General features: G+C 60.9%; 11 protein-coding genes and 2 pseudogenes. 2 read left to right on the top strand and 11 right to left on the bottom strand.

The genetic code is table 11. The annotated features are described in order from the left end of the window. Positions 1 to 4: 4 nt before the first annotated feature. Positions 5 to 1,393 carry a M16 family metallopeptidase gene (locus tag RPG13_RS31175; RefSeq protein ID WP_337126786.1) on the top strand — a complete coding sequence of 463 codons (1,389 nt, stop codon included), beginning with the start codon at positions 5 to 7 and terminating at the stop codon, positions 1,391 to 1,393. A 729-nt stretch (positions 1,394 to 2,122) separates the two neighbouring features. On the opposite strand, the gene RPG13_RS31180 is transcribed toward RPG13_RS31175, so the two are convergent. From RPG13_RS31180 to RPG13_RS31210, 7 genes are all read right to left on the bottom strand, one after another. Further along, complete coding sequence (locus RPG13_RS31180) at positions 2,123 to 3,010, bottom strand: BRCT domain-containing protein (RefSeq protein ID WP_337126787.1); 888 nt, start codon at positions 3,008 to 3,010, stop codon at positions 2,123 to 2,125. Between the two features lie 995 nt (positions 3,011 to 4,005). Further along, entirely contained in the window at positions 4,006 to 4,362 is a 357-nt protein-coding gene (locus tag RPG13_RS31185; RefSeq protein WP_337126788.1) for a S8/S53 family peptidase, read from the bottom strand. 53 nt (positions 4,363 to 4,415) lie between these two features. Further along, a complete protein-coding gene (locus tag RPG13_RS31190; RefSeq protein ID WP_337126789.1) occupies positions 4,416 to 4,583 on the bottom strand; it encodes a hypothetical protein in 168 nt (55 codons plus the stop codon). Positions 4,584 to 4,615: 32 nt separating this feature from the next. Further along, complete coding sequence (locus RPG13_RS31195) at positions 4,616 to 5,017, bottom strand: hypothetical protein (RefSeq protein ID WP_337126790.1); 402 nt, start codon at positions 5,015 to 5,017, stop codon at positions 4,616 to 4,618. Between the two features lie 31 nt (positions 5,018 to 5,048). Next, the gene (locus RPG13_RS31200; RefSeq protein WP_442921371.1) at positions 5,049 to 5,684 is read right to left on the bottom strand and encodes a hypothetical protein; all 636 of its coding nucleotides are present in this window, start codon (positions 5,682 to 5,684) and stop codon (positions 5,049 to 5,051) included. A gap of 569 nt (positions 5,685 to 6,253) precedes the next feature. Continuing rightward, positions 6,254 to 10,438, bottom strand: coding sequence for a translocation/assembly module TamB domain-containing protein (locus RPG13_RS31205; protein WP_337126791.1), 4,185 nt, complete (start codon positions 10,436 to 10,438; stop codon positions 6,254 to 6,256). After that, positions 10,438 to 12,369: an autotransporter assembly complex protein TamA gene (locus tag RPG13_RS31210; RefSeq protein ID WP_337126792.1), complete on the bottom strand. Its 1,932-nt coding sequence runs from the start codon at positions 12,367 to 12,369 to the stop codon at positions 10,438 to 10,440. Before RPG13_RS31210 ends, RPG13_RS31205 begins: the two co-directional genes overlap by 1 nt. Before the next feature lie 1,388 nt (positions 12,370 to 13,757). Here RPG13_RS31210 and RPG13_RS31215 point away from each other — a divergent pair. After that, positions 13,758 to 15,214, top strand: a pseudogene (locus RPG13_RS31215) (NAD-dependent succinate-semialdehyde dehydrogenase). A gap of 133 nt (positions 15,215 to 15,347) precedes the next feature. Here RPG13_RS31215 and RPG13_RS31220 read toward each other — a convergent pair. From RPG13_RS31220 to RPG13_RS31235, 4 genes and pseudogenes are all read right to left on the bottom strand, one after another. Then, positions 15,348 to 15,491: pseudogene (locus RPG13_RS31220) on the bottom strand (transposase domain-containing protein); the annotation flags it as partial. Between the two features lie 114 nt (positions 15,492 to 15,605). Next, on the bottom strand, positions 15,606 to 16,607 hold the full coding sequence (locus RPG13_RS31225) for a tyrosine-type recombinase/integrase (protein WP_287064791.1): 1,002 nt from the start codon (positions 16,605 to 16,607) through the stop codon (positions 15,606 to 15,608). Beyond that, on the bottom strand, positions 16,604 to 17,527 hold the full coding sequence (locus RPG13_RS31230; RefSeq protein WP_337126793.1) for a tyrosine-type recombinase/integrase: 924 nt from the start codon (positions 17,525 to 17,527) through the stop codon (positions 16,604 to 16,606). Before RPG13_RS31230 ends, RPG13_RS31225 begins: the two co-directional genes overlap by 4 nt. Further along, complete coding sequence (locus RPG13_RS31235) at positions 17,524 to 18,672, bottom strand: site-specific integrase (protein WP_337126794.1); 1,149 nt, start codon at positions 18,670 to 18,672, stop codon at positions 17,524 to 17,526. The genes RPG13_RS31230 and RPG13_RS31235 overlap by 4 nt, the downstream gene beginning before the upstream one ends. Between the last annotated feature and the right edge of the window lie 369 nt (positions 18,673 to 19,041).

The raw sequence follows: 19,041 nt of genomic DNA on the forward strand, positions 1-19,041 counted from the left end.
TCTGATGGCAAACCAAATCCGCAACATTGCACAAGCATTGGCCTCTCCGGCTGAAGGAGGGAGGGCCGCGCGCCTCACCACCTGGCTAGCCATCCTTCTCGTGTCCATTTTCTTCCTGATTTGGCCGGCTCTCACCGCCCGTGCTGCGATGAACATCCAGGAGGTGAAATCTGAAAAGGGGATCACCGCCTGGTTGGTTGAAGACCATACGCGGCCGATCGTCACCATGGATTTGGTCTTCGACGGCGGCACCACCCAGGACCCGGCCGGCAAGGAGGGGCTTGTCAATTTGATGACCGGCTTGCTCGACGAGGGCGCCGGCCATTACGACAGCGACGCCTTTCAGGTGCAGCTCGACGATGCCGGCGCCGAGATGAGCTTCGACGCGCGACGTGACGGCACCCATGGCTCGGTGCGCATGCTTTCCGAGCACCAGGACGCCGCTTTCGATCTCATCAGGCTCGCGTTGAACAGGCCCCGCTTCGATCAGGAGCCGGTCGAGCGCGTCCGCGCCCAGCTTCTCTCCGGAATCATCGCCAACGAGCGGGAACCTCACGCAATCGCTGAGCTTGCCTGGCGGCGCAGACTCTACGGCACGCATCCGTATTCCAGGCCAGACGAGGGTACCAAGCAAAGCCTCGCCCGCATAACGGCCGCCGATCTAAGCGCCTTCCACAAGTCCGCTTTCGCCCGCGACGGGCTACACGTGGCGGTCGTCGGCGACATTGATGCCAAGGAACTGAGTGCAAGGCTAGACCAGTTGTTCGGTGATTTGCCTCAGAAGCAGGCGCTCGCGCCCGTACCTGATGTCACCCCGAAGCTCGGCCAGTGGATCTTGGTCGCATACAACCTGCCCCAGACTTCGCTCCAGCTGGCTTATCCCGGCATCGGACGCAGCGATCCGGAATTCTTTGCCGCGCAGCTGATAAACAATATACTCGGAGGCTCGCCCATGACCTCACGTCTATTCCAGGAAGTCCGCGAAAAGCGCGGCCTTGCCTACGGTGTCTCCTCTAAGTTGGAAAGGTACCAGCATTCCAACACACTAGTCGTGACCACGTCGACGCGCGCGGACAGGGCGACCGAGTCGCTTGACCTGATAAGACAAGTAATCAAGGAGTTGGCGGACACAGGGCCAACAGCGGCCGAGCTCGAAGCGAGTAAGAAGTATCTGAGCGGCTCCTATGCTATCGACCATCTGGGTTCCTCCAGGTCGGTTTCCGCCACGCTTGTCGAGTTACAGCTCGAGAAGCTCGGCATAGACTACATCCAGCGCCGCCCGGCCCTCATCGAGCAGGTGACGCTCGACCAGGTCAGGGCGGCGGCGAAGAAGCTGCTTTCGGCCGAGCCCACCATTATGGGCGTTGGCCTGCGCCTCGGCGCTGTCCGATGACGGCGAATAATCTCTGGGGCTCATAGAAACAGCACATAAGTACGTTGTGCCCTTTCATGCATGTCTATTTGTAACATCTAGGTAGGCGTTCGACTCCATGCAGTGCGGAACGTGTGAGTTGACCCCACGTCAAAGGGGAGAAGGAGGTTGCACCTGAAGATGCATTAGGACGTATGATGATGTTTCGTTAGTTTGCACAAAAAGGTCTGCACATCTCTGCTGCTTCTCAATTCCCTTACCTGGCCGATGGCGAGGCCACCGAACGACGTGAGCCGGTGGAACTTGGTCGCGTTGCCCTCTTCCGGCCTCGGTCTGGTCAGTAGAGGCAACGAATGTGATTGGCGACCTACAGACGAGGAATCGAGGCCCTCGTGCGCTACTTCAAGGGCACAACTATCAGATCATCCCGTCGATAATTCGCTTTGCGATCGCTCCGGCCATGCGGCCGAGGCGGACTTCACAATCGAGCAAGTCGTAATGGTGACCGGCCACAAGGCGACGGTAGAAAATCTGCTCAAGAATGACCGCTTCTAGTGCAACCTACTGGTTCCGATAGAGGAAACGAGCAGCAGGATTGTGACCGTTGAGGACCTTAAGCTAGGAGTCAAAAGCAGCCTTCGCCGAGGCTGACTGGCTGTCGACTTTCGTCTTGGCTCTTTCAAGGACATTGGGGCGAATGTCCGTGGCAAGTTAAGGCCGCTCCAAACTTTGTCCAGAACTGCATCCGTTCTAAAAGCCCAGCGCCTTGCGGAAAGTAAGCTCTTCCACGAAATGTATGCGGCCGCCACTCTCGCGAAGCTTCCGGGCTTCGATAATCTTAGTTCCCTGATGACTGTGGAGCCAATCGCGCGAGGCGATGGCGGCTACGATCAGGTAGTCGGTGCTGCGGGAAATGCTCTTGGAGACAAGCCCTCCCCGCTCCACGATCCATCCTTCGATAATTTTTCGAGGCCCCAGACTGAAGGCACCCGTCACCACAAATCCCGAGTTCTCGAACACCAACATGCTCGCATCTCTTAGGACGCCGTCTATCGATGGCGTGTTCCGGTACGTTGGCAATCCTGTGTCTGTGCAGCTATCGCCGACCAATCGAACTATCCATTCGGCGATGTCTTCTTCTTCCTCCATCGATAGATGCCCGTCCGATATCGCCCTAACAGCTACGCCCTTCAAAGCCGCAATCCTGGCGTCCTCGAGCAGCTGAGGATTCCGGTCGATGCGGTCAATCAGCTTTTCGACTTCCTTGATCTTCAGGCGATTGTCGCAGGCGATCCCGGCACAAAAGCCGAAGAACCTGTTGCAGCAGTCATTTGAGCTGCTTTCGGAGAACGGCCTCAAGCGATAGTCAACGATTCCGGAGATGATCTCGAAAATCTCCCTGTGGTAGTCCCCATATGCGGTGTCGAGGTCCTGGATGAGATCAGCGGCGTCGGTGTCGCCAAAAAGCTGGAGGAACTGCTCGGCCTCGGCTCGGATCGAGGCGACCTCCAGGCTCTCAATAGATTCGCTGGCCAGGACACCCTCAAGAAAACCCAGCCAGTATGCCTCGACCTTCCGACCGTTGCTCTTGGCGTGTATTCGCCCAAGCGCAGATCCGCCGTACTTTAACTCCGCCATCATCCCCTCCCCTGAAGAGCAATTCTGAACATATTAGTGACTGGTCTTCGGCACAATGCAGTAATTTCACAAAGACTGAATTGCCTCCGAACACACATCAAAAAAAGACGACAGCATTCGCCTTTTTTCACTATGGCCCCGCTGACCAATGCGACGCTCGCCGCGCTGTTCGCCAGATTATTCAGTGAAGTATCTGTCTTCTCAAGCGCTTCGCGGCCCACGCATGTGCGCCCCCTCTCCCGTGTTTCGTCTGTTTCACACTTCAGCCGCTGCTACCAAGTCGGCGTTGGGCGATTGTACCGATACATCGCATACTATTTGATCGGGGTAAGTGTCCGGAAGCGACAACACCCTTAGTGCGTCAGTGCCGTCGAAAGAAGCTGCGGAGCTGAGTTTGCGTCCTAGATGGAGCCTGACGGACAACGGCATTTCGTATCCGTTCCTTAGATCGGGCGAGAGTGCCGGGCGAGAGGTTTTCGGGTCTTTGAGGAGTTCCGCCACGTCAAGGAATTTCGACGCGTAGTTCTTGAACGAATGATTTTCGCTGTGGAGGAAAGTAGGCGCCTGACCTCCGCGATCAATGCAGGCGTCTCGTCTGTGGCGGCATCCACGAACAGGCGACGCTCAAGGCCTTAGAAAAACAGGAAGACATACCAATGCCGAGCCTCGGGTCGTTCCTTCCGCACGCGCAAGCCAGTCGAGATAGGTCCGCCCGGCAATCTGAGGGAGGTTCGAATAGAGGGCCAATATGGCAGGAGGTCGCCCACCAGGTCGCTGCCACACGGCGCGACAGGCGCTGCGGGCAGCGAATGACGTAAGACGGCATGTAGATGACCTCCTCCGCGGCGATGGTCAGCGCCAGATCCTCCAGCCGCACGAACAGCGCGGGGAAGCGCAATTCCAGGCGCGCCAGCGCAGCGCCCAGGCGAATTCTGCGGGGCGATTTGTGGCTCTCAACGCCTCACAGAAAGTTTAGCTGCTCAAATCGGAGTGCTCTACCTGATCGAAACGGGTGCCAGTGCCCTCGAAAGGCTGGCTTCCCCGCGACCGTAAGTTGCCGCATTATAGTTGACGATTGTGTCGGTCCTGGCTGTATCCAGCAGCTGATTGCCAAGCTGTGTCGGTGTTGCGGACGTGAACTTGCTGCCAAGGATAGCGGCATAGCCTGCAATCACAGGTGCCGCGAGAGACGTTCCGTATAAGCCAGTCCTGTCACTCTCGACACCCACAGTCAGGAACTGGTTCTGCACCTCCGGGTTTGAGCCGGCATAATTCGAATATGCGGCCAGCCCTGCCTTGTTTTCGGGAGTGCCATTGTGCTCGAGCGCACCCACAAAGATCGTCGATTGCATCCCAATCAGGTCGGTAGCTAGGAAATCAATTCGCCCTTCGACGTCCGGGGTACCTACTGCCCGGAGTCGTTGCCGGCTGCCTTTGTGAAGACCGCAGCACCCGCCCGAGCCGCATCGACAATCGACTCCTCGAGCAGGTACGGCTCCTCGAGCGGGTAGCCGCTCAGTGGTTCCTCAATGGCATAGCTCAGATTAATGACGTTGGGCCCGTCCTCCAGCAAGAGCGAATCTGCTTCCGAATTGTCAAGCTCGATTATATTTGCGCCAGGCGCCACCATGCCGGCCATTTGAGCGACCCACTGCCCATGTAGCCGCCATCGGGGGCCATGGCCGAGTCCCCAATCTGTTGCTCGTCACCTGTGAACCTGTCTACAACGGTCACCGATACCCCAGAACCAGTATAGCCCGATGCCCATGCTTCACCAATATCGGGATTCATCCAGCAAAAGGTGCCGTCGGCATTTTGTGGGCAGCCCGAGCTACTGGTTTCCGCGGCTGGAGTACCGGTCCTTCCTTTGCCGCTTACCTCGGTACCGAGATCACCAGCGAAACCGGGGGCCGCCAACAGGCACGCTAGAAGACCGGCAACGAAAACTACCGGAAACAATTGTGGTTTGTTCATAATAAACTTCCTGTTTGGATTGTTCTTCATCAACTAAATGTACCGCCTATGCCTTTCACCATCGCTAGAATTTAGCCCTGAACCGGAGATCGAGATTCAATCGGCTTGGATTCATGTTTGCCATGTACTTCAAAGTGTCCGCAGGCGGGAGTTGCGACGCGGCCAGACGGCAATTCACCGCCTGGAACCCGCCGACGGCGCCATAGTCAGCCGTGCAAGGTCGTTCCGTCAGGTCCCCGCCCAAAATTGAACTGACGGTGAGGGTAAGTGTCGTGGACGGTGTCGGTCGCTTTTGCAGAATAAAGCCGAGTTTCACACCCGGCTGGATTCGCACCTTTTCGGCACGCTGGCCGGTGCTCGCGCCCCAGAGGAGACCGAAATCGTCCGACAGCTGCGTCAACATTTCAAATCGCATGTCGATCCAGCTGCTATGGTACCACTTGTCGAAAGACACTTGGGTGCCATCCGACAGCGCGTATCCGCCTTGTCCCAGTTGGTTGGCGGCGTCGGTTAGCTCCGAACCCTGATAAATGCCGACAAGGCTGGTCTCCTGTCCGTTCGCAGTCATCGCGCTGACGAAGAGTGCCGACACCAACAGCACTAAACCCGCAGCCAACCGTATGCGTATCTGCAACGCCCATTGTTGGAGCCGCCAGCAGATCATGTGCGATCGACAGGCGTACTGCAGTCCCTGCCACATCTTCAAACCCTTCGCAGGCCCTAGCCGCAGACGCATGGCCGCCAGCAGACAACGTGTTCATTCGCAACAAATCCGTGATCTCCCGTCCTTCAATTTTGCCGAGCCATCTCTTCGCTCTTCCCTGGCAAGCAGTTCCCGCCCCTCTCAACGGCACATAGCGAAATTCATGCCAATCAAGATGACGGGGCCAACGAAGGGATTGTATATTTGCTTTCAGCGGCTTAGCTAAACGTCCAAGACGCCGGCTACACAAGGCTGTGTCGTTAGCCTTCAAAAGCTGACTCAAATTGTCGGATATCGTACGCTGAGCGTGAACGCACTTACCACTTGCGCCCAGGAAACCCTTCCTTCGAGTTCCCGGGAAATGGTGGATCGGTCGCCACGGCAAAAGACGTGCTCGCGCCAATGTTTGAAAGCAGGGCGGTTCGCGCGATAACGACAGTCTTGGCGCAAATTTGCTACTGCGCCAGGGATTTCGTCCGAAATCCCTGCGGGCGATTACACTGGGACATTCGCCGCTGCGCCGCTCGTTCTTCGGACAACCAACTGTTCTGCGCGAACGGCCGGTTTCAATATTCCCGCTCGTAGAAAACGCCGCCCTTGGCTTCGCCGGCGTCGGTTGTCTCGCCACGCAGCTTGACGCCGCGCCCGACGTCGAGATCGATTGCCGCCTTGCCCGAACCCGGCTTGTCGCCCTTCTGGATCGTCACATAGGTGCGATCGTTGAGATACTTGCCCGCCGAGACCGCGGTGCCGCCCTCCTCGTCCGTGATGACGTCGAGATCGTCGACGCCGATCGCGCTGCGCAGGTTCTGGAGTAGCGACGTCGAGCCGCCGACACCGGCCAGTTGCGCGGCGGCTTCGGCAAGCTGGGCGATCTGCAGCGGCGACAGGTTCGACATCGAGCGGCCGAAAATAAGTTGCGCCAGAACCTCGTCTTCCGGCAGCGCCGGCACCGACGAGAAGTTGAACTTCGGATTGGTCGCCTCGCCCGACACCACGATTGTGACGGTGGCGCTGCTCGTCGTCGATGTCGCTGTGAGATTGAGATAAGGCACCAGCGACCCCGAAAAGCCGACCGTGCCTTCGGTGAAGGTCAGCCGCTTGGCGAAGATCGTCAGCCGACCGCGCTGCAAGGTAAAGGTGCCGACCGCTAGCGGCGACGATGCCGGGCCGGTCAGCCGTAGCGAGCCGCCGAGCTCGGCATCGACACCCCTGCCCTGGATGAATATCTGGCTCGGCGCGTTGACCGTGACATCAAGATTGAGGCCGCTGCCACCGCTGCTGCCGCTCGCCGTCGCCGGGCGCAACGCCTTGTCCTGCGCGCGCACGGCGGCCGGTGCATTCTTGTGCTTGACGTCGAGCGCCGCCAGCGAGCCCGGCAGTTTTTCGGGAACGGTGATGACGGTCTTGGCCAGGTTGACCGTGCCCGAAATCACCGGCGCCGATGCGAGCGGACCCCTGATAGTCAGGTCGCCGCCGAGATTGGCGGTGACCACCCTGCCGTCGGTGTAGCGGCCGTCGACGAGCTTGACCGACAGGTCGGCCGGAAAACCTTGCGCCGGATTGATGCCGACCGTGCCGCTGGCCGACAGGCTGCCGGGCGTCGACAACGTTCCGGTCAGGCGGTTGATCCTGGCGACGCCACCGCCGATCGCCACATCGGCGGTGATATCGTTGATCGCAAGGCCCGAGCGTGCATCGATCAAACGGGCACCTGACGTGCGGACCGTGCCTGTGATCACCGGCGCCGTCGCCGGGCCGCGCACCTTCAAATTGACGTCGGCCGTGCCGCTCAAGGACAGGCCTTGCGCGGCGAGTGTCCGAGTAAGGAAGGCGAACGGCACCTTGCCGGAAAAGTCGAGATCAAGGGTGGGCGTGCCTGATGTCGTCATCGTGCCGCCGCCCTTGAGGCCGAGGCCGGCGCCGTCGCTCATGTTGGCGTCGAACGCCAGTCTGTTGCCCGAATACGTGCCGGAGGACGAAACTCCCATGCCGCCGAAACCGGCACCGCGGGTCTGCGACGTCTGAACACCTTGAGTGTCGATCTTGAAGGCGACGGCCGGACTGGCCGGCGCGCCCGTCACCTTCACCGTGCCCGAGATCGAGCCGGCGGCATCGAGGCCCGGCGAGAAACTGTTGGCGAGCGAGATCGGGACGCGGGCCAGCGTCGCGTTGAGGTCGAGCGCCTGCCCAGCCTTGGCCGTGACCGTCGCCGTGCCGCCGCCGAGGTTGAGCACCAGCTTGTCGAGGCTGGTCACTCCCTTGGCGATGTTGATGGTCGAGGCCTGGGCGATGGCCGCCTTGATGCCGCGGATGGTCGCCTCGCCGGAGGCAAGTTCGATGCTGGTGGTGCCGTTCGCCACCCTGACCCGCCCGGACGCGCTGGCCGGAATGCCGGCGACCGTGGCGCCGCCGCTAAAGCCTGTCCAGTCGCCATTGCGCTTCAGGTCGACATCGATGCCGCTGATCACCGTGGTTCCGGAGGTGATCGTGTCGGCCTTGATCTTGCCGGAGGTTGCCGGTGCGTTGAGATAATTGGCGACCAGCGCGTTGACGGCGATTGTCTTCGCCGCCAGTTCGCCGCGCGAAATTGCGGTGCTCGTCGCATCGATCGCGACCGTCGGCGCTCCGTCGTCGTTCGCAAAGCGGATGGTGCCGCGCACGTCGCCGGCTACCGTTTGGCCGGCAAGTCTGGCCAGCGGAGCAATATCGGCGGCATCGAGGGTCAACGTGCCGAGCGGCAGCAGGTTGTCGTCGAGCCCGAGGTCGCCGGAGACCCTGTTGTCGGCTAACGAGACGGCAAGTCCATTGATGGAGCGCTTGCCATCGGTTGTTACCAGCGATGCCTTGAGGTCGAGCGGCTGGTCGTCGACCGAGCCGGTCAGCGAGACATCGGCGGCGGGACTGGCGATATCGGCCTTGCCGCTAGCGCTCAGCCTGATCTGCTTCACCGCATGGCCGGACGCCGTCAGGCTGTCGCTGTTGGCCGAAACCGAGAAATCCGGTGCGCTGCGCACCCCGCTTGCGGTCAGCGCGAAACCGACGGTACCGCCGACCTTGGCGCCGACCAGCGGCGACAGCACCGACACGTCGCCCAGCGTGCCCTTGATATCGGCCCGGATATCGGTGCCTTGCGCACTGGCGGTGCCGCTGGCGCTAAGCGTGCCTGAGGTGAGTTGCAATGCGTTGGCGGCGAACGCCCCGTCCGGGTCGCGGGTCGCGGTTGCGGAAAACTGCACGCGCTGGCCGAGAACCGAGCTGATCTGGGGCGGCAGCGCCGTCGAAGCCGCGTCGGCATTCATCTTGAGCGTCATCGACAGATCGGCAAGCGCCACTGTGGCCGTTACGGACGCATTGAGCGCGTCGCTGCGCAGCGTGCCTTCGTCGACGACGACCTGATCCTTGCTGACCGAACCGGCGAGACCGGCGCTGACCCTGCCCGTTGTCAGCGGCGCCAAAGTCGCGACGTCGGTGTTCAGGCCGGCCGCCGTCAGCTTGATGGTGACAGGCCCGCTACGGTTCTGGATATCGAAGCCATCGGAATGGACTTGCCCGATCAGGTCGTCGACCCGCGTGCCGCCCGCCACCACCGAGACCAGCGACGCGCCGATATCCACCATCGGCGCCTTGCCATCGCCGAAAGCGCGGGCCGTGGCATCCTTGATCGCAACGGTTATCGGCTGTGCCTCGCTGCCGAGGCCAAGCACGATCGGCGGCCCTTTCGCCGCGAGTTTCACAGAAAGATCGCTGGCGCCGTTCGGATCGACGATGCCGGCGGCGATAGCGTGCATGGCGCCGCTGTCGATATTGGCGCGCTCGACATCGACGCCGCCGGCCGCGGTCGCTGTGCCGGCGAGGTCGAAGCTGGTCTTGCCGGCAAACAGCGGTTTCAGGGTTTCGGGCAGGAAGCGCTCGAATTCGCCATCGCCATTGGCCTCGACATAATGACCCTTGTCGGTGAGCTGATGGCGACCGGTAAGCTGGGTGACGATCCGGCCGTCGACAACGAAGGTCCCGATGCCATTCCAGTTGGCGAGCGGTCCGGTGCCGGAAACGACAATGTTGACCGGCGGCGCGCCCGGCAGGTTGAGCAGGTTGGCGATGATGCCGCCGGCCGGCTCGGATGCCTTAAGGTCGAGGTCGAGCTTGTTGTCGGCCGGCGCGAAATGGGCTTTGGCGTCGACCATGCCTTGCTTGCCGTCATGGCGAACGATGTTGAGGTTGGTCTCGATCGCCAATGGTGAGGCGTCCGCCTTGAGCGCCCCCTTGGCTGCAAGTTCGGCGACACCACTGCCGGCCAGAGCCTGCCCGAGCGCGATTTCGGGCAGGTCGAGTTGACTGACGTCGATGGAAACCGGCAGCGTCGTCGCTCCGCTTTGGATCGGCTGTGTACTGGCCACCGGCAGCCTTGCCAATTCGATACGCTCGGCCCCGATGCGATCGGCGCTGAAGCTCTTCGACAGGAGTGCCAGCGGCGACCAGTCGACGGCCAGGTTGCGCGCTACCATCCAGGCGCCTTCTCGATCCTCCAGAACGACATGATCGATCCTCAGCGCGCCCGACCAGATACCGTCGATGCCGACGACAGTGACCTTGCGATCACTGGTCGAGGCCATGGTCGAGATGATGCCGGCAAGGTTTTCGCGGCCGCGCTCGGTTTTGGTCAGCACGACGAGCCCCCCCACCGCCGCTGCCACGACGATGAGCAGCGTGTAGAAAAGGATACGGAGGATGCGCCTGAATATTGCCATCAGAACGCCTGCCCGATTCCGACATGGATCTCGAATTTCCGATCGCCGGGGTCGCGGTTGAGTGGTATGGCGGCGTCGATGCGCAGCAGCGGCCCGAACGCCGTCAGATAGTGCAAGCCGACACCCGCGCCGATCTTCATGTCCGAAAAATCGGGGACCTGCCTGGTCGACACCGTACCGGCATCGACGAACGGCACGACGCCGATCTTGTCGGTGACGGCGATGCGCATTTCGACCGAGGTCTCGAAGAAGGAGAGCCCACCGGTCGGCTTGCCGGTGTCGTCCTTCGGGCCTACGCCTTGAGACTTGTAGCCGCGCACCGAGCCGCCGCCGCCGGAGTAGAAGCGCCGGTTGGCCGGCACATTCTGAAGCCCGGTGCCGATGATCGAGCCGATGGCGACACGTTCGGCGAAAACAAATTTAGAGGCCGAATCGAGCGACTGGTACGCCGACCCCTCGCCCCTCAGCTTGACGAAGGCAGCCTCGCTCAAAATGTCGTAGCTGGGCTCGCCATAGGCCAGCACCCTGAAGCCCCGGGTTGGATTGAGCTTGTTGTCGCGATTGTCGTAGACATATTGCAGCGGAATGCTGGCGATCAGATAGGTGTGCTTGCCGAAAGCGTCGTGGATCCTCGAATAATCAAGCGCGACTTGCGCGGAAACCGTCTGCTTCTTATCGAGTTCGTAGGATAGGCCGGTGCTGCCCTTGACCGAGAAATGATCGTAGGCGTCGGGGTGCTCCAGCACGGTATTGACGCTGGCAATGAATTTCGACGCCGGCCCGACCACGCCCGGCTTTTCGAACATGACGCCGGCACTGTAATTGAGCTGGCTCAAGTCGTTGCTGCCGATGCCGCTGATCTTGCCATCGATGCGCAGCTTTTCGGCGGGGTCAAACAGATTGCGATGCTCCCAATTGCCTTTGAGGTCCAGGCCATCGGTGCTCGACAAGCTGCCGCCGAGATCCAAATGGCGCGGCTTGCGTTCGCTGACCTCGACACCGATCGGGATATTGCCCTCGGCGTCGAGCGCGTCGGCTTCCTTCACCGTCACGCTGTTGAAGACCTCGAGCCCGAGCAGCCGGTCGCGTGCATCGTCGATCTCATCGGGCGAATACTGGCGGCCGCGCTTCAGGCCGGTCATATACTCGGTGAAGTCGCGGTCGACCTTTTCTGTGCCCTCGACAGTGGTGTCGCCATAGCCGGCGACCGGCCCGGCCGCGACGGTGAGCGTCACGTCGAGCGTCGAACCGGCGTGCTCGGCGACGATCTCGCGACCCGTCACCTTGGCCAGCGGCCTGCCTTCTTGCTTGAGTGCCCGCACGATCGCCGCCTCGGCTTTGAGCACGGCGCCCGAACTGGCGTCACCGCCGGCGATCAGGCCGAAGTCGGCACTTGCCAGCCCCGCCGCATCGCCCTCCAGCCTGATGTCGCCAAGCGTGAACTTCGGCCCGGCCGCAATGTTGATCACCACCGGAATCGGCTGCGGGCCAGAAAACTCGGCATCGGGCGGCAGATCGTCGAGCGGCTTGCCCTGAATAGTGATGGTGACGACACCCTCGTAGAGCGCGTCCGCGTAAAACGCGGCGACAAGTTGCTCACGGTCGCTGCGCGCCTTGGCCAAAAGACCCAGCGAACCTGATACCGGGTGTTCCTCGTCGGCTTTCAGCGCCGAGGCGTTTTCGAGCTTCTCGGCGAGATCCTCGTCAGCGTCGGGCGCGTCTATCGTCACCGTGTAGCGCAGCGGGTCGACGATGTCGGCGTCCTCGTCGCTGGAAAGCTCCCACAGCTTGAGGCCGAACAGCTCGAACGCGGCTGCGGACCTTGATTGCGCAGCCAGCGCGGTCGAGCAGACCACGGCCAACAGCACGATTTGCAATAGCACGCCGCCTGACGCGCAGCCCACTGCCGTCTGCCTTCCATGCACCGGCATTAGGACAACCTAGGGCAATAGTGCTGCCAAGGCGGCAGGCTGATGCTGCGGCTGGGCAAGTCCCTTGGCAAGAGCATCTCGCCGCTGTAGCTCGGGCGGGGCCATTTGAGCGACAGACTGGATGAGATCATCGTGATGGTCGCGCCGCCGCTATCGACGATCATCAAGCATCTGGCAGTTTGTAGAAGGTCGCCAGCTTGAGCTGGTTGATCCCTCCCTCGATCGAACAAATCCTTGTTCGTATATCGGCAACGAGGTGAGCTGCCCTGTCGAAGGAGGACGGATCAAAAGCCGCCAGTTCCAGCCGGCCCCGAACAATTGAACATTCTGCCGGTCATGCAGTGTGGCGGCGAATTTCAAACCGCTAAAAACAACCTGCATTATGCACAACCTGATGTGTAGGATCGTATTCATCATCAGATGCTTAAGAGCAAAAGATGTGCCACTTGAACGATCGATTTTGATCTCAGCATTTCGGGCATACCTCGATGCCGATTGCGGGAGCGGGCACGGCTGCGATCCTGGCTGCGGGGTTGTGCCTTGCGTCGATTGGGAGGGGCGGTGCATAGGCGTTCTTTCGGCGGGCACTGGTTGCCTTCCGAACAAATTGGCGGATTGCCGACATTCGGCATGTCTGCTTCGAGCGAAGAAATGGATGCCAAATGCGAAGCGGCGGCATTGCCCAGGGCGGAACCTTTCCCTGCGCGAAAGAGGCTCTGACGTCCTTTTTCCTAGTCTGTTGACGATTTCCCCCGAGAAGACCTATCCATCGCATCTCCGCTTGATCCGGCATGCGCGGCAAGCTTGGAACGAAACCAGATAGAGACCGTCGCTGCTTAGGCCCTCCGGGCTGCTGCGGATATTGGGCTGCGGACGTCGCGACGAACAGCGGCGCAAAGTGGCCTGGACTTTGCGCCGTGCTTTACTGCAGCACGGACAAAGTCAGTTACAGGACTTCCAGTTCACAATGTGCGTGTGAATGCTTCGCCTTCGCCGTTCCGCCTTCCGTGTTGTCCGTAAACTTCGAAGAGAGGCGTAATTATGAAATCAGCGATTGAGGCCGAACTCGACCAAGAACCTTATCCTGAGTTCCTCTAGAGCCGCTATTGAGACAGCGCTCCTCTGTATCCGGGAACGTGGCTGTCGCTCAGAGACATGTTGAAGCGACGTCCGACTGTAACGGCCCCAAGCATCGAGCAAGGGACACCCGCAAGCCATCGACCAGAGGAGTTCAGGAATTCTCCCTTTCAACTTGAGTGGAATGGTCTACCAGCCGTCTGGCCGAGGCCCTATAAGGAAGCCGCAGGTGCGGAGTACACACCGACGCCCTGCCGACATACACATCCGCCGCGTTTGAGAGGAATCCGGTATTGCCCCTGTGCCTGCCGATGATCCGGCACCTGAAATCCCCGGACCTGTTTGGCGCCATCGATCGCCTGCCGGCACTCGGCACGCCGGTTAGCAAGCTGACATTCGACGTCCTCAACCCGTCGAGCGGCGAAGTGCTGGCAGCACTGCCCGACATGGGGGTGGCGGAGACACGCGCTGCGATCGACAGGGCCTATGTAGCGCAGCCTGGACGGGCGGCGCTGACCGCCCGAGAACGCAGCGACGTTCTGTGGCGATGGCATCAGCTGATCATGGACCACGCTGGGGATCTTGCCGCCATACTCACTGCAGAGATGGGCAAGCCGTTTGCCGAAGCCAAGTCGGAGGTTTCGCATGCGGCCGCATATCTGCAATGGTACGCCGAAGAAGCCAATCGCATCTATGGCGAGACGATCCCCGCACCGTCGACAGACCGTCGCATGATGGTGATCAAGCAGCCGATCGGCGTCGTCGGCACAATTACGCCATGGAATTTCCCAGCGTCGATGGTGGCGCGCAAGATCTCGCCGGCCCTGGCGGCGGGCTGCGCGATCGTGCTCAAACCTGCTGAACAGACGCCGCTAGTGGCAGGTGCAATGTTTGCCCTCGCGCACCAAGCTGGCTTTCCAGACGGCGTCGTCAACCTGATCTATGCGTCCGAAGGTGACGGCGTTGGACGCGAACTCTGCTCCAATCCCAAGGTGCGAAAGATCAGCTTTACAGGCTCGACTGAGGTTGGCCGGCTGCTCATGCGCCAGTGCTCGGACCAGATCAAAAAGGTCAGCCTCGAGCTCGGAGGCAATGCCCCTTTCATCGTCTTTGATGACGCCGATATCGACGCTACGGTCGACGGCGCGATCCAGGCGAAGTTCCGCAACGCCGGCCAGACTTGCGTTTCAGCGAACCGTCTTTACGTCCAATCGAGCGTTCACGATGAGTTCGTCGAGAAGTTCGTGGAGAAAGTCCGGCACTTGTCGGTTGGCGACGGCTTCGCGGCCGGAGTGGACGTCGGACCGCTCATCGACATGCATGCTTTGGCCAAGATCGAGTCCCACATCGCAGATGCCGTTGCCAAAGGTGGGACAATTCGATGCGGAGCCGAACGTATCGGCAAGGATGGCACCTTCTTCGAACCCACAGTCCTCACTGAAATTTCCAGCATCATGGCGGTTGCGCAAGAGGAAACTTTCGGGCGCTGGCGCCGATCATTCGCTTCGACGATGCGGATCAGGTTGTGCGTGAGGCCAACGACACGATCTACGGCCTCGCCGCTTATTTTTATGCCTCGAACCTGAAGCGTGTCTGGCGCGTGGCCGAGGCATTGGAATATGGCATGGTTGGCATCAACACGGGGCGTATGTCTTCGGAAGCGGCGCCCTTTGGCGGCATGAAGCAGTCCGGCATCGGGCGGGAGGGTTCCCGCCACGGGCTCGAAGACTACCTCGAAATGAAATATCTCTGCATGGGCGGCATCTGAAGAACCTGCTTGCGGCCTCCGAATAGAAGCACTCGATTGGGAGCCGACGGGCGGCTCCGCAACCCGAGCGGGACGCCACATGGGCCCTTCAGGTGGAGACGGTCATTGCGGCGGTGATTGGTAAGCGCTGTTCTCAGGCCACGGCCCTGAGTTCGGGAGCCGGGAGGTAGGCCCAGGGCAGCAGGTCGTCGATCTGGCTGTTCGGGTGGCCATTGACGATCCTGGTGAGGACATCGGTGAGATAGCCGAGGGGCTCGACGCCGTTCAGTTTGCAGGTTTATGCCGACCGCCGAACTATGCCGAGCGCCTCTTCCGATCATGGCGGTATGAAGCGCTTTGCCCGCCATTTCGACCAAGAACCGGTCGTTGACACTCGGCATAGTTCTGATGCTCAAAGGGCATTCAGGAACTCAAGAAGCCTGTCGTTTGGTCGAAATCGTTCGGCCTTTGCGCGTTCGTATGGCTTCAGCTTGGCAAGTGCGGATTCCTTCAGCTCAAGATGTGCGTGAAGATAGGTCAGCGTCGTTTCCATCGCCTCATGGCCCAGCCATAGGGCGATGACCGAACAATCGACGCCCGCCTGCAGCAGCTCCATGGCAGCGCTGTGCCTCAAAACATGGGGCGACACCCGCTTCGAGCGGAGGGGGACGCAGTGTTCGCGAGCCTTGGCGACATATTTGTTCAGCAGCGCCTGCACGCCGTCGGCGCTGAGCTTGCCGCCGTGCGTGTTCGGAAAGAGAGCCGTTGCGCCCCGCTTCCTGGGCTCGTTGAGCCAGCCCCGAAGGGCTTGCTGTGCAACCTTTGTGAGCGGCGTACTTCGCTCCTTGCGGCCCTTGCCAACGCATCGCACGTGGGCACCGTGCCCCAGCATCACCGAGTCCCGGTCGAGATCGATGATCTCCGAGACCCGCAACCCCGTTTGCGCGGCCAGCAACAGCAGAGTGTGATCACGCCGTCCCAGCCATGTGCTGCGATCCGGACAGGCCAGGATCGCTTCAATCTCGGGCCTGGTGAGAAACTGAAGCTGTCGCTTGTCGCATCGCTTGCTCGGGATCGCGAGCACGCGTTGAATCTGGGCGCTATGGGCCGGCTCCTCGAACGACGCATATCTGAAGAAAGACCGAATGGCCGTGAGGCGGAGGTTCCGGGTCCTCACTGAGGCGGATCGCAGTGTCTCGAGGTCCTCCAGGAATGCGCCGATGAAAGGCGCGTCCAAATCCCGCAGTGTCAACTGCGACGGAGACCTGCCAAGGCGTGTCTGCGCGAATGCAAACAGGAGCCGGAAGGTGTCGCGATAGGAGGCGATGGTGTTGGAGCTTACGCCTCGATGTCGCATGAGCCGATCGGTGAACCACCGCTCGATCAGCACGGCCAGATCGTTCGAGGCACTCATGAGCGAACCTCCCACCGCTCATCCAGCAGTCGCGCGGCATGGGTCATTAGCTCCGGCGCGGCGGATAGATACCAGTAGGTGTCGCGAACATTGGCGTGGCCGAGAAAGGTCGAGAGGACCGGCAGTTCCCGCTCGACATCTTCGCCCGCACGATACCAGTTGGTCAGGGCCTGGACGGCGAAACGGTGACGAAGATCGTGAATCCGCGGACCATTGCGCTGCCCCCGCTGCCGCAGACCGATCTGTCGCGACAGCTGCCAGAACACCCGGTGCACGTATTGGTGCAGCAATCTGCCGCCCTGCTCGGCGACAAAGAAATAGGGGCTACGAGGCGCGACGAGATGCGCGTCGCGTCGCGCGGCATAGTCCGACAGCACGGCGACCGTCGTGGCATGGAGCGGGACCAGCCGCGACTTGCCGAACTTCGTCTCCCGAATGGTGAGGATACCTTGGTCGAGATCGACGTCGTCTCGGCGCAGGTCGAGCGCTTCGGAATGGCGTAGCCCGGCGACCGCTATCAATCCGAACAGACAATGATATGTCCAGCGACGCAGGGCGTTGGCCGGCGGCAGCGACAGTGCCGCCGCCAGAAGCGCCGTGATCTCAGCATCGTTATAGATGTAGGGCTTTGCCCGCCGCGCCGGCGACACAGCGTCTCGAGGTGGCACTTCCGTCATGGGGTCGAAATGAGCGAGGTGCTGAGCGAAGCAGCGCACATCGGTTAGGCGGATGGACCAACTCGGTTGTCGGCCGATCAACGTCACCCACTTCATTGCCAACGCCGTGGTGACGGTCTCGGCGCCGCGAGCCTCCATGAAGGTGACGAAATCCGACAACCGTCGAGCGGGGCCATGATACTTGTATCCCAATCCCTGGCGCATGCCCACATAGCGCTCGAGCGCTGTTCGAAGACGGCTCATTGGACACCTCCCGGCCAGGGCAGGCTCAGTTCGCGCAGCTTCTCGATGTCGAGCTTGGCATAGATCCTTGTGCTGTCGATGCTCCGGTGACGAAGCAACTGGCCGATCTCGGCAAAGCTGGCCCCCGACCGCAGCAGGTCGGTCGCAAGGCTGTGGCGGAAGAGGTGCGCGCCGTGGTGCGCATAGCCGTGAATACCCGCCCGCTCGAGGGCCTCCTTCGCGATCATCGTGATGGCGCAGCCTGAGGCAAAGCCGACGTGCGGAGCAAGCATTCGCAGAAATAACCGGCGACACGGTGAAGCCGGTCGCCCATGCCGGATGTAGGCGACGATAGCCGCACCGACGTCGTGGCGTAGCGGCATCATCGCTTGCCGCCGCCCCTTGCCATGGACGAGGACACTGCCCGACTGCCAATCGATATCGTCAAGACTGAGCGCGGCAACCTCGCTGGCGCGCAAGCCCAGCTTGGCCAGCGCCATCAAAACCGCATAGTCGCGAAGCCCCATTGCCGTGGTCCGATCGCAGGCATCGAGAACCACCTGAACCTTCTGTGGTGGCAGGAAGGTTGGTAGGCCAGCAAGCCGCCAGCGACGGATCGACGGCACACAATCGGCCAAGGCCACCGAAATGAAGCCCTTCAGATGCAAATAGCGCAGGAAGGCGCGCACCACCCCGCACATCGCCTTACCGCTGTCGGCGGAGCCATCGAGAGCATGTCGCTCGACATAACCGATGACGATTTCCGGGGTGAGCGCTGCAAACCCATCTGCGCCAGCCGGACAGACCTCCTGCAGAAATCGGCGTGAGAGCAGCTTGTGGCTTTCCACCGTCGAGGCGGCGAGCCCTCTCTCATTCGTGAGGTAAGCCGCGAACACATCAACAATCTGCTCGTACTCCGTACGCTCAATAGGAAGGGCGGTTGGTATCAAACCTTCTTGCCGTAACGCGGCAAGCAAGCGCCGAAGCGCCGATCGGTCGCCCGAATCGATGTTCCAGTGTTTGGAACGGTGCTCCAGAAACCGCTCAACATGAACTTCGCTTAAATCCCGGAGATCGTGCCCGTTACCGACATGCCAGTCTCTCAGCTCACGAAATAGGCTTAGCGATCGCCAGGTGCATTGCCGACCGAAGCCTTCGTCCGACAATCTGCCCGCATAAACGCGTGCAAACTCGCCATATGGCCGTGGATCAGCTTCCGATACAGCGTGCTGCGTTGCAGATAGTCACTTGCGTTCATGTGTCCTCTCCTTCGCGTCAATTGCGACGGAGAGAGCCTAAGCTATGCCGATCCAGCTACCGCTACGTTGAGGAAAGTGTTGGTAAAAACTTGCTCACTCGGCATAGTTCGGCGGTCGGCATAAACCGCCTTGGACTAACCCGCTCCGCGAATGCGGAGCGGCAAGGAGGGTGAGTGCCGACAGCGTGATCTGATCGCGTCGCCTGTCGCGCTGGTCATGTGTCCACAACAAGCTCCGACTGCGTCAGCATGGAGTGGCTGCTTGCAGCCTATTCCA

It is taken from the genome of Mesorhizobium sp. ISC15, from assembly GCF_037162615.1.
Classification (GTDB): domain Bacteria; phylum Pseudomonadota; class Alphaproteobacteria; order Rhizobiales; family Rhizobiaceae; genus Mesorhizobium; species Mesorhizobium mediterraneum.